The organism is Nocardia puris (assembly GCF_003315035.1).
GTDB classification, from domain to species: Bacteria; Actinomycetota; Actinomycetes; order Mycobacteriales; family Mycobacteriaceae; genus Nocardia; species Nocardia puris.
In genome coordinates this window covers 609,091-619,374 of sequence record NZ_QNRE01000003.1, presented here as the reverse complement: position 1 = coordinate 619,374, position 10,284 = coordinate 609,091, and the positions used below count along the sequence as shown (strand labels likewise).

Genomic DNA, 10,284 nt, shown 5'->3' with positions numbered 1-10,284 from the left:
CGCCTGTTCAATCAGGCAATCTTCCAACAGCTCTACATCGACGACGAGCAGATCAACGGCCACCGCCTGCACGAACCCTTCGGACAGCTACACGCCGCCCAACGGGCACAAGCAGGAACATGCGGCGCAACCCGGCACAAGACAAGCCGGGATGCTCCTGAATCAGGCAACTCCCGAATGAAGGGAGGAGTAGGGGTCCTACTCCAGGGCGTTCATTCAGCCCCGGGTTCTAGTAGTGACCCTATGGTGGAGCTAAGGGGAATCGAACCCCTGACCTTCTCGATGCGAACGAGACGCGCTACCAACTGCGCTATAGCCCCGTGCGGCTCTGGCGAACCGCGCTGTGACACTGTAGCAGGACTGGTCACAGGATTCCGAATCGTACCTCTGAGCTGGGGTTATTCGCCTGCGGCTCGGCGCATGCCCGCGGTGCCGGTGCGGTCGCGCAGGGCGCGGGCGGTGGCGGGGTCGAAGGTGTCGAGGTGGTCGAACGCGGGGTCTTCGTCGTCGGCATCGAGGAGGACGGAGCGGCGGCGCAGGGCGCGGGCGGTGTCGCGGTCCATGGCACGCTGGGCGGCGCGGCGCAGTTCGGTGTCGTCGTCCTGAGCGTGCTCGGCGTCGCGGTTGCGGGCGAGGCGCGCGGAGCGCCTGCGGCGGATCTCCTCTTCCATGCGCACCTGCTTGCGCAGGTAGGCGAGGTAGGTGATGAGGCCGAGGGCGGACAGTCCGGAGGCCCACCAGATCAGCGGGTTGATCACCAGGGCGAGCGCGCCGCAGAGGATGGCGGTGAGCAGCAGGCCGAGGACGGCGCGCTGGCGGAAGGTGTAGCGGGCGGCGCGGGCGATGGCGTCGGCTTCGGGGTCGAAGCCGCCGCGGCCACGCCGGGTGGGCACGAAGTCGGTGTCGAATTCGGGGTCGTCCGCGTCGTATTCGAGGTCGGGGACGCGCGCGGGCGCGGCCGAACGGGCCGGTGGGATGCGCGCGGTAGCCGGTTCGCGAGGCGCGTCCTCCGAGTCAGCTGTGTCGCGCTCGTCCGCAGCGCCGCGCGCATCGGCGGTGTCGTCGGAATCGGCGCGCACAGTCCCCGAGACGTCCGCGTCGTCGTCGGAATCGGCCACCACGTCCGAGCCGTCGGACTCCGCACCCTCGGCGACCACGTCCTCCGAGGCGACGACAGTCTGCTCGGAGTCCGCACCCGCCGACTCTTCGGCGTCCGGCTCCCGCGTCGAATCCGATTCGGCGACTTCGGCGCCACGGCGCTCACCGCCCCGCCCGGTCTTCCCGCCCGCGGACGCCGCGCCGGTGTTCTCGTCGTTCTCGGTGACGTTCTCGTCGGCCGGTGTGCTCATCCGGTCCTCCGCATCATCGCTGTGGATTCGCCTTCTGTGGACTCGGGTGGGCCGGTAGTCCGGATCACTGTCGTGTCCGGCCGCCGGGCCCTTCTTCATGCGCCGCTTGGAGCCACCGCGGTGCAGCACCCGGGTGTTCAGCGCGGCATCGGTGGTCCGCCTGATCCTCGGGTGCCGGTCGGCGAGGATCGGGAACAGCACGAACACCCAGAGCACGACCAGCCCGATCCACAGAATCGAATTCGGCATCAGGTCATCACCTCCGGTCCCGCCTGTTCCTCGCCGTGCCCGTGCCCGGTGTGACGCACCGCGGTGTGCGTTCGGTCCCGCTCACGCGCTCGGACGCGGCCCACGGTCACCGGCGCCGCACTGGCTCCCTGCCGATACCGCAGGACGCAGCACCGACGTCCGTAGGTTAATTCGGCGCACCGCGCGAATCCGGCAGGCGCGCCGTGCACATCCGCCACACCCGTCACAAATCTGCCCCACCTATCCGCGTTTCGCGCCGGACATGACGTGTCACGGCGGTATCGTTCCCGGCCGTCTATCGATTGTGTGATGCGGTGCGCCGCACGCCATTCAGCTATGCGGCAGCAACCAATTCGAGCGTTCAGGGCAGGATGACCCGCCCGTCGCGCACCAGCCGGTCCAGCACCGTGCCGCTGATCTCCTCGACGGTGAGCCCGACCAGCAGGTGGTCGCGCCAGGCGCCGTCCACGTCGAGATAGCGCCGCAGCAGACCTTCCTCCCGGAAGCCCACATTGCGCAGAACGGCCTGGCTGGCAAGGTTTTCCGGCCGCACCGTCGCCTCGACGCGGTGCAGTCCGACGGGGCCGAAGCAGTGGTCGAGACCGAGTGCGAGCGCGGCCGTCGCGACCCCCTGCCCGCTGAGGTCCTTGGCCACCCAGTACCCGATCCAGGCCGAGCGCAAGGCCCCGCGCACGATGTTGCCGATCGTCAACTGGCCGCTGAAAGTACCGTCCACCTCGATCACGAGCGGGATCATCGATCCGCGCCTGGCCTCGGCTTTCAGGCTCGACCACAGCGACGGCCAGTTCGACGCGTGGTTGCGCGCCTCCCAGGCGCCGCGCCCGGTCGGCTCCCACGGTTCGAGGTGTTCGCGGTCGCGCAGCCGGATGCGGCTCCACGCGGCCGCGTCGCGCAATCGCACCGGCCGCAACGTCACTTTGCCCGCCGCGACGCGCACCGGGCCCAGGTGCGCGGGCCACCCCGGATGCTGCGTGACCCGGAAGACGTTCATCGACTCCACGCTTCAGCCGCGCTGGGAGAGAAAGGCGACCTGAACCTCGTCCCCGGTCCTCACCTCGGTGTCCTCCGGATCGATGATGATCAGGCTGTTCGCCTCGGCCATGGTGGTGAGCAGGTGCGAGGACCCCGAGCCGCCGAGCGGCTGCACCAGGTAGTCGCCGGTGGTCTCGTCGCGCATGAGCTGCGCCCGCAGATAACCTTTGCGGCCTTCCATCGAGCTGATGGGCGTGATGGTCCTGGCCCGGATGACGCGGCGCATCGGATGTCTGCGGCCCAGCGCGATCCGGATCAGCGGCCGCACCATCACCTCGAACACCACCAGCGCGCCGACCGGATTGGCGGGCAGCAGGAACGTCGGCACCTCGTCGCGCCCGAGCCTGCCGAATCCCTGCACCGAGCCGGGATGCATGGCGACCCTGGCGATTTCGAGGTCACCGAGCCCTTCCAGCGCCTCGCGCACCTGTTCGGAGGCCGACCCGCCGACCGCGCCCGCGATCACCACGACCTCCGAGCGCACCAGCTGGCCCTCCACCACGTCGCGCAGCCGGCGGGCGTCGGTGCTGACGATGCCGACGCGGTTCACGTCGGCGCCCGCGTCGCGCGCGGCGGCGGCCAGCGCGTAGGAGTTCACGTCGTAGACCTGGCCGGGGCCGGGTGTGCGGTCGATGTCGATGAGTTCGCCGCCCACCGAGATCACCGACAGGCGCGGGCGCGGATGCACCAGCACCTTGTCCTGGCCGACGGCGGCGAGCAGACCCACCTGGGCCGGGCCGATGATGGTGCCCGCGCGCACGGCGACGTCGCCGGGCTGCACGTCGTCGCCGATGCGGCGCACGTAATCGCCGGAGCGCACCGGCTCGTAGATTCGGATCCTGGCGCGGCCGCCGTCGGTGAAGTCCAGCGGCAGCACGGCGTCGGCCAGCGTCGGCAGCGGGGCGCCCGTGTCGACGCGCACCGTCTGGCGCGGTTGCAGCCGGATCGGCTGGCGCGAACCGGCCACCACTTCGCCGACCACGGGCAGCGTGAGGTCGACGAGGTCGCCGTCCTCGTCGCGGATGTCGGAGCCGGCCGCGGACACGTCGACGCTGCGCACCGCGTATCCGTCGATGGCCGCCTGGTCGAAACCGGGCAGCGGACGCTCGGTGACCACGTCCTCGGCGCACAGCAGGCCCTGGGCCTCGGAGATCGCGACGCGCACCGGCCTGGGCGCGACCGCCGCCGCGGTCACCTTGATCTGCTGATCCTCAACCGAGCGCATCCAGCTCTTCCCGATCCTTTCCGCACCTCGACCGGACCGCCGCGTCCGGTGAACCCTCTGTACTACCCGACGGCCCGTGTCGCGCGGAAGTCCCGCGCGCCCGCTATTCGCCGGTCACCAGCTGCGGATCCCAGTCGGGACCGAGCCGGTGCTGCAACCACTCCCGCAGGGCGGGGCCGTATTCCTCCCGCTCCAGTGCGAAATCGACCGCAGCTCGAAGATAGCCGCCCGGGTTGCCCAGATCGTGGCGCGACCCACGGTGGACCACCACGTGGACCGGGTGACCCTCCGCGATCAGCAGCGCGATGGCATCGGTGAGTTGCAGCTCACCCCCGGCGCCGGGCTCGATCCGGCGCAGCGCGTCGAAGATGGCTCGGTCGAGCAGGTAGCGGCCTGCGGCGGCGAAGGTGGAGGGCGCGTCGGCCAGGGCGGGCTTCTCCACCATGCCGTTGACGCGCAGCACGTTCGGGTTCACCGCGTCGGGCACGGTGGCCACGTCGAAGACGCCGTAGGCGCTGACCTGGTCTTTCGGCACGTCGATGGCGCACAGCACGCTGCCGCCGCGCTTGCGGCGGACCCGGCTCATCACGTCGAGCACGCCGGAGGGCAGCACCAGATCGTCGGGGAGCAGGATGGCGATCGCGTCCTCGTCGTCGTCGAGGACCCGTTCGGCCTGGGCGACGGCGTGGCCGAGGCCGAGCGGCTCCTCCTGCACGACCGAGGTCACGTCCAGCAGCGCGGGCGCCTTGCGGACCTTCTCCAGCAACTGGAATTTGCCGCGCTCGGCGAGCGTGCTCTCCAGCACCAGGTCCTCGACGAAGTGCGCCACCACGCCGTCCTTGCCCGGCGAGGTCACGATCACCAGCCGTTCGGCGCCGGATTCGGCCGCCTCGGTGGCGACGAGCTCGATGCCCGGGGTGTCGACCACGGGCAGCAGTTCCTTGGGCACCGTCTTCGTCGCGGGCAGGAACCGGGTCCCGAGCCCTGCCGCGGGCACGACGGCCGTGCGGAAACACGACAACGCCGCGTCGTTCGCGGACGGTCCTGCCATTGCTGTCATACGCACACCCTATCCATCCGTGCCATGGCCGGGCGGTCGTCGCGACCGCGCGGCACCCGGTGAGCTTATGGTGATCCTCATGAACATGCCCGGTGGGCGGGACAAACATGCATGGCGTGCGGAGATTCTCACTCGGCGCTCAGCTGTTCCCGCGGAGGAGCGGGCCCGCGACGCCGCGGGATTGGCGGAAACGGTCGCCGGCCTGGACGTTCCGGAGTGGGTGTGCGCGTATGTCCCGGTGGGGAGCGAGCCGGGGTCGATCGCGATGCTGGACGCGTTGCGCGCAGGGGGAGCGCGGGTGCTGCTGCCGCTGACCGGGGGGAAGGAACCGCTCGATTGGGCGGAGTACACGGGGGAACGTGACCTGCGCCCGGCGAAGTATGGGTTGCGGGAACCCGCGGGACCGCGGCTGGGGAGTGACGCGGTCGGGAAAGCGGGGCTGATTCTCATTCCGGCGCTCGCTGTGGACCGGCGCGGGGTGCGGCTCGGTCGCGGGGCCGGGCACTACGACCGGACGTTGGGCGCGGCGCGGCCGGACGCGCTGCTGGTCGCCGTGGTGCGCGACGACGAGCTGGTGGAATCGCTGCCGGAAGAGCCGCACGACCTGCGGATGGGCTGGGCGCTGACCCCGCGCGGCGGACTGCGGCGGCTGGGCGGCCGTCCAGCGGAATGAACGGCCGATTGGCGGCGTTGGCACTGTCGGCGGTAGAGTGCTAGATCGACGAAACCTGCGGAGGATCCTGTGCCAACCTATTCATACGCGTGCACCCAGTGTGACAACCGCTTCGACATCGTGCAGTCCTTCTCCGACGATGCGCTGACCGTCTGCGAGAAGTGCTCCGGGAAGCTGCGCAAGCTGTTCAACTCCGTGGGCATCGTGTTCAAGGGCAGCGGCTTCTACCGCACCGACAGCCGCGGCGGCGCGTCCACCGCGAGCGAGCCGGCCAAGTCCGACGGCGGGTCGAGTTCGTCGAGTTCGGATTCGGGTTCGTCGGCGTCTTCCAGCACCGCGAGTTCGTCCACCAGCACGGCCGTGGCCAGCTGATTTCCTGATTCATCCCCAGGCCCGGCGGTCTCCACAGGAGGTCGTTTCCGGGGCCTGTCGGGGGTGCTCGCGGCCATAGGCTTCGGCCATGACTCGCGCACTCGCCGATCTCGGACGCGCCGACACCCTGCGGTCGGTGCTCCACAATCGCCCGTCCTGGGCCGACGGTGTCCTGCTGCGGCGGCTGCTGGCCGCCGCGCTCGCCGTCCTCGCGCTGATCCTCGTCGTGCGTGGCGACCCGGAGGCCGCCCGCACCGAGGTCGTGGTCGCGGAGCGCGAACTGGCGCCGGGCCGCTTACTCGAACCGGGTGATCTGCGCACGGTGCCGCGCGAATCCGGCACGCTGCCCGAGGGCGCCACCACCTCCACCGCCGATCTGGTCGGCTCGACGCTGACCGGCGGTATGCGCGCGGGCGAGATCTTCACCGACCTGCGGGTGGTCGGCCCGAGGCTCGCGCACGTCGCGACGGGTGGCGCCGACGCCAGGATCGTGCCGATCCGCCTCGCCGATACCGCCGTCGCGGAGATCCTGCGCGCGGGCGACCGCGTGGACGTCATCGGCGGCGGCGAACAGGGCACCGGCGCGCGGCCCGCGCGAGCCCTGGCCGTCGACGCCGCCGTGGTGCTGGTGGCCGCGCCGGGGGAGCGCTCCGGTGGCGGGGAGCGAGTGGTGCTCGTGGCGATGGACGCGGCGCACGCCGCCATGGTGGCGGCGGCGTCGCTGCACACCGCGCTCACGGTGGTGTTCCATTGAGCGGCAATCGTTTTCGGGGAAGGCCCTTGATGTCACCGCAGGGCGGCGGCGAGCCGGGTCAGGGTCGTGTCGATCGTGTAGGGGATCGACAGGATCGAGGGGAAGGCGAGCGCGTGGCGAGGCCGCCGTTCCGGTGGTGGCCCGGCCGCCTGCAGGTCGGCCTCGGTGTTCGACAGCGCCATGCGAGCGACGGTCGCAACTCAACTGCGGTTGAGTGCAAGCCGGGCGTCTCGGCGCCGGCGGCGCATCGGTGGGTTTCCGCCCTCGAAACAACCGCTCTGATGCACAGAATTCGACTACCGTATACGCAGGTGAACGACCATTTCCGCTGGCGATACTTGAAATTGAAGCCGGTTTCAGATATACCCTTGGGGAGGGATGTGGATCGCGGATCCGATGTCTCCCGGCGCCGGATCGCGCCCCACCGACAACCCGCCCGACCGTCAGGAGCCAGGATGTCCCTGTTCGATATCTCCGATCGCGCCGCGAAGTATCAGGCGGATCTGCTCGACTTCATGGAGTCGCACATCTATCCCGCCGAAGAGGTCTACGAGCGGCAGATGCGGGAATCCGGTGATCCGCACTTCCAGCCGCCGATCCTGGAGGAGCTCAAGGCCGAGGCGCGCCGCCGCGGGCTGTGGAACCTCTTCCACCCGCACCCGGAGTGGGGCCCGGGGCTCACGAACCTGGAGTACGCGCCGCTGGCCGAGATCATGGGCCGCAGCGTCATCGCCTCCGAGGCGTGTAATTGCAACGCGCCCGACACCGGCAATATGGAAGTGCTCACGCTCTTCGGCACCGACGAGCACAAGGAGAAATACCTGAAGCCGCTGCTGGAGGGCACCATGGCGTCGGCGTTCGCCATGACCGAGCCCGCCGTGGCGAGTTCGGACGCGACCAACGTGGAGCTGTCCATGGTGCGCGACGGCGGCGACTACCTGCTCAACGGCCGGAAGTGGTTCGCCTCCAACGCGATGCACAAGAACTGCAAGGTGCTGATCGTGATGGGCAAGACCGATCCGACCGCCGCCCCGCACCGGCAGCAGTCGATGATGGTGGTGCCCATCGACGCGCCCGGCGTCACGGTGGTGCGCAGCCTGCCGGTGTTCGGCTACCAGGACCGCGAGGGCCACGCCGAGATCGAGTTCGAGGACGTGCGGGTGCCGGCCAAGGATGTGCTCAAGGGGGAGGGTGAGGGCTTCGCGATCAGCCAGGCCCGCCTGGGCCCCGGCCGCATCCACCACTGCATGCGGTCGATCGGAATGGCCGAGCGCGCACTGGAATTGATGTGCAAGCGGGCCCGGTCGCGCAGCACCTTCGGCAAGCCGATCAGCGAGAACGCCAATATCCAGGACTGGATCGCCGAGGCGCGCATCGAGATCGAGATGATCCGATTGCTCACCCTCAAGGCCGCCCACCTGATGGACACCGTCGGCAACAAGGAGGCGCGCACCGAGATCGCCGCGATCAAGGTGGCCGCGCCCAATATCGCGCTGAAGATCGTGGACCGCGCCATCCAGGTGCACGGCGCCGGCGGCGTCACCGAGGACTTCCCGCTCGCCATGGCGTGGGCGCACCTGCGCACGCTGCGGCTGGCCGACGGCCCCGACGAGGTGCACAAGCGCGCCATCGCGCGCCAGGAACTCGGCAAGTACCGCGCGGCCGAGGCCGCCGCGACCAACGGACAGAAGGTGACGGCGTGATGACGGGTATCGATCTGAGCGGGCGCACCGCCATCATCACCGGCGCCTCCCGCGGCATCGGCCTCGCCGCGGCGCACGCCATCGCGGCGGCGGGCGGCAACGTGGTGCTGACCTCGCGCTCGCAGGAGTCCGCCGACGCCGCGGCCGCGCAGGTGGGCGGCTCGGCGCTGGGCGTGGCCGCGCACGCCGTCGAGGAGGACGCGGCGCGCCGGTGCATCGAGCTGACGCTCGAGAAGTTCGGCAGCGTGGACATTCTCGTGAACAATGCGGGCACCAACCCGGCCTTCGGCCCGGTGATCGACCAGGATCACGCCCGGTTCCGCAAGACCTTCGACGTGAACCTGTGGGCGCCGATCCTGTGGACCTCGCTGGCCGCCGAGACCTGGATGGGTGAGCACGGCGGCTCCGTGATCAACACCGCCTCCATCGGCGGACTCGGTTTCGAACCGAATCTCGGTCTCTACAACGCCACCAAGGCCGCGCTGATCCACCTCACCAAGCAACTGGCGCTGGAACTTTCGCCGCGCATCCGGGTGAACGCGGTCGCGCCGGGCGTGGTGCGCACCAAACTGGCGGCGGCGCTGTGGCAGGAACATGAGGGCCTGCTCACCCAGATGACGGCGCTGAACCGGATCGGTGAACCGGAGGACATCGGCGCGGCCGTCGCCTTCCTGGCCTCCGACGCGGCGAGCTGGGTGACCGGCGAGACGATGGTGATCGACGGCGGTCAGCGGCTCGGCAACGCCGCCCTGTTCCGCCAGGGGGTGCCGGTCGATGCCTGAGGTACGGGACACCACCGCGGTCGATCCGGCGGCGGTGGCGGAGTGGCTCGACGCGCTGGGCGTCGAACACGCGAAACCGTTGCGGTTCCAGCGGATCGGGCTCGGCCAATCCAATCTGACCTACCTGGTGACCGATGCCGCCGACCGGCGCTGGGTGCTGCGCAGGCCGCCGCTCGGGCACCTGCTGGCCTCGGCGCACGACGTGGTGCGCGAGGCGCGCATCATCGCGGCGCTGGAGCACACCGACGTGCCCGCGCCGCGCATCCTCGGCGTCACCCAGGACGCGGCGGTCTCGGACGTGCCGCTGGTGCTGATGGAATTCGTCGACGGCCAGGTCATCGACACGATGGAGATCGCGCGGTCGCTCACCCCCGAGCGGCGCGCCCACATCGCGCGGGAACTGCCGCGCACGCTGGCGAAGATCCACGCCGTCGACATCGAGGCCGTCGGGCTGTCGGATCTGGCCAGCCACAAGCCGTACGCGCAGCGGCAGCTGAAACGCTGGGCCGGCCAGTGGGAACAGTCCAAGACCAGGGAGCTGCCCGAACTCGACGCCCTCACCCGCAGGCTGGTGGCCGCCATTCCCGAACAGCGCGAAATCACCTTGGTGCACGGCGATTTCCACCTGCGCAACGTCATCGCCGACCGCGCATCCGGCGATCTGGTGGCGGCCCTGGACTGGGAACTCTCCACACTCGGTGAGCCGCTGGCCGATATGGGCAGCATGCTCGCCTACTGGCCGGAACCCGGCGAGGACACCGGCGGCGACTTCCCGGCCTCCACCCTGCCCGGGTTCCCGACCCGCGACGAACTGGCCGAGCAGTACCTGGCCGAGACCGGCCGCGACGCGGCCGCCCTGTGGTACTGGCAGGTGCTCGGTCTGTGGAAGGTCGCGGTGATCGCCGAGGGCGTGATGCGCCGCGCCATGGACGAGCCGCAGAACAAGGCGGCGGCGGGCACGCCGACCGTCGAGCGCATCGACGCGCTGGTGCGTAAGGCGACCGAAATCGCCGATGCCGCAGGGATTTAGCGTCCGCGCGCGGACGGCGAGACATTCGACCACG

General features: G+C 70.1%; 12 protein-coding genes and 1 tRNA gene. 7 read left to right on the top strand and 6 right to left on the bottom strand.

What is annotated here, in order from left to right; translation table 11 throughout:
• Nucleotides 1–181: hypothetical protein (locus tag DFR74_RS36640; RefSeq protein WP_211334137.1), on the top strand; the 181-nt coding region annotated here is incomplete at its 5' end.
• A 63-nt stretch (nt 182–244) separates the two neighbouring features.
• Here the strand turns inward: DFR74_RS36640 and DFR74_RS12990 are convergent.
• The 5 genes from DFR74_RS12990 to DFR74_RS12970 form a co-directional block, all read right to left on the bottom strand.
• Nucleotides 245–320: transfer RNA gene (locus tag DFR74_RS12990), tRNA-Ala, on the bottom strand.
• A 78-nt stretch (nt 321–398) separates the two neighbouring features.
• Nucleotides 399–1,598: a divisome protein SepX/GlpR gene (gene sepX, locus DFR74_RS12985; protein WP_067513883.1), complete on the bottom strand. Its 1,200-nt coding sequence runs from the start codon at nt 1,596–1,598 to the stop codon at nt 399–401.
• A 361-nt stretch (nt 1,599–1,959) separates the two neighbouring features.
• Nucleotides 1,960–2,610 (bottom strand): GNAT family N-acetyltransferase, encoded by a 651-nt coding sequence (locus tag DFR74_RS12980; RefSeq protein WP_067513888.1) that lies wholly within the window; start codon nt 2,608–2,610, stop codon nt 1,960–1,962.
• Between the two features lie 12 nt (nt 2,611–2,622).
• Nucleotides 2,623–3,876 (bottom strand): molybdotransferase-like divisome protein Glp, encoded by a 1,254-nt coding sequence (gene glp / locus DFR74_RS12975; protein ID WP_067513882.1) that lies wholly within the window; start codon nt 3,874–3,876, stop codon nt 2,623–2,625.
• 103 nt (nt 3,877–3,979) lie between these two features.
• On the bottom strand, nt 3,980–4,927 hold the full coding sequence (locus DFR74_RS12970; RefSeq protein ID WP_113975087.1) for a UTP--glucose-1-phosphate uridylyltransferase: 948 nt from the start codon (nt 4,925–4,927) through the stop codon (nt 3,980–3,982).
• 88 nt (nt 4,928–5,015) lie between these two features.
• Between DFR74_RS12970 and DFR74_RS12965 the strand changes: the two genes are divergently transcribed.
• From DFR74_RS12965 to DFR74_RS12955, 3 genes are all read left to right on the top strand, one after another.
• Nucleotides 5,016–5,609 carry a 5-formyltetrahydrofolate cyclo-ligase gene (locus DFR74_RS12965; RefSeq protein ID WP_067513887.1) on the top strand — a complete coding sequence of 198 codons (594 nt, stop codon included), beginning with the start codon at nt 5,016–5,018 and terminating at the stop codon, nt 5,607–5,609.
• 69 nt (nt 5,610–5,678) lie between these two features.
• Complete coding sequence (locus DFR74_RS12960; RefSeq protein WP_067513880.1) at nt 5,679–5,981, top strand: FmdB family zinc ribbon protein; 303 nt, start codon at nt 5,679–5,681, stop codon at nt 5,979–5,981.
• 88 nt (nt 5,982–6,069) lie between these two features.
• The gene (locus DFR74_RS12955) at nt 6,070–6,735 is read left to right on the top strand and encodes an SAF domain-containing protein (protein ID WP_067513879.1); all 666 of its coding nucleotides are present in this window, start codon (nt 6,070–6,072) and stop codon (nt 6,733–6,735) included.
• Between the two features lie 32 nt (nt 6,736–6,767).
• Here the strand turns inward: DFR74_RS12955 and DFR74_RS35925 are convergent, their stop codons facing one another.
• Entirely contained in the window at nt 6,768–6,917 is a 150-nt protein-coding gene (locus DFR74_RS35925) for a hypothetical protein (protein ID WP_157115888.1), read from the bottom strand.
• Between the two features lie 273 nt (nt 6,918–7,190).
• Here DFR74_RS35925 and DFR74_RS12950 point away from each other — a divergent pair, with 273 nt between their 5' ends.
• Genes DFR74_RS12950 through DFR74_RS12940 form a run of 3 tightly spaced genes read left to right on the top strand, consistent with a single transcriptional unit; the run spans nt 7,191 to nt 10,250 of the window.
• Nucleotides 7,191–8,438 (top strand): acyl-CoA dehydrogenase family protein, encoded by a 1,248-nt coding sequence (locus DFR74_RS12950; protein WP_067513878.1) that lies wholly within the window; start codon nt 7,191–7,193, stop codon nt 8,436–8,438.
• Nucleotides 8,438–9,220, top strand: a complete 783-nt coding sequence (locus DFR74_RS12945) for an SDR family oxidoreductase (RefSeq protein ID WP_067513877.1) — start codon at nt 8,438–8,440, stop codon at nt 9,218–9,220. Before DFR74_RS12950 ends, DFR74_RS12945 begins: the two co-directional genes overlap by 1 nt.
• Nucleotides 9,213–10,250, top strand: coding sequence for a phosphotransferase family protein (locus tag DFR74_RS12940; protein WP_067513876.1), 1,038 nt, complete (start codon nt 9,213–9,215; stop codon nt 10,248–10,250). Before DFR74_RS12945 ends, DFR74_RS12940 begins: the two co-directional genes overlap by 8 nt.
• The last annotated feature ends 34 nt before the right edge of the window (nt 10,251–10,284 follow it).

What these genes read in the sequence shown, in the direction of transcription:
- sepX (WP_067513883.1), bottom strand. Translation starts at nt 1,598, where the DNA reads ATGCCGAATTCGATTCTGTGGATCGGGCTGGTCGTGCTCTGGGTGTTC.
- DFR74_RS12980 (WP_067513888.1), bottom strand. Translation starts at nt 2,610, where the DNA reads ATGAACGTCTTCCGGGTCACGCAGCATCCGGGGTGGCCCGCGCACCTG.
- glp (WP_067513882.1), bottom strand. Translation starts at nt 3,876, where the DNA reads ATGCGCTCGGTTGAGGATCAGCAGATCAAGGTGACCGCGGCGGCGGTC.
- DFR74_RS12970 (WP_113975087.1), bottom strand. Translation starts at nt 4,927, where the DNA reads ATGGCAGGACCGTCCGCGAACGACGCGGCGTTGTCGTGTTTCCGCACG.
- DFR74_RS12965 (WP_067513887.1), top strand. Translation starts at nt 5,016, where the DNA reads ATGAACATGCCCGGTGGGCGGGACAAACATGCATGGCGTGCGGAGATT.
- DFR74_RS12955 (WP_067513879.1), top strand. Translation starts at nt 6,070, where the DNA reads ATGACTCGCGCACTCGCCGATCTCGGACGCGCCGACACCCTGCGGTCG.
- DFR74_RS35925 (WP_157115888.1), bottom strand. Translation starts at nt 6,917, where the DNA reads ATGGCGCTGTCGAACACCGAGGCCGACCTGCAGGCGGCCGGGCCACCA.
- DFR74_RS12950 (WP_067513878.1), top strand. Translation starts at nt 7,191, where the DNA reads ATGTCCCTGTTCGATATCTCCGATCGCGCCGCGAAGTATCAGGCGGAT.
- DFR74_RS12945 (WP_067513877.1), top strand. Translation starts at nt 8,438, where the DNA reads ATGACGGGTATCGATCTGAGCGGGCGCACCGCCATCATCACCGGCGCC.
- DFR74_RS12940 (WP_067513876.1), top strand. Translation starts at nt 9,213, where the DNA reads ATGCCTGAGGTACGGGACACCACCGCGGTCGATCCGGCGGCGGTGGCG.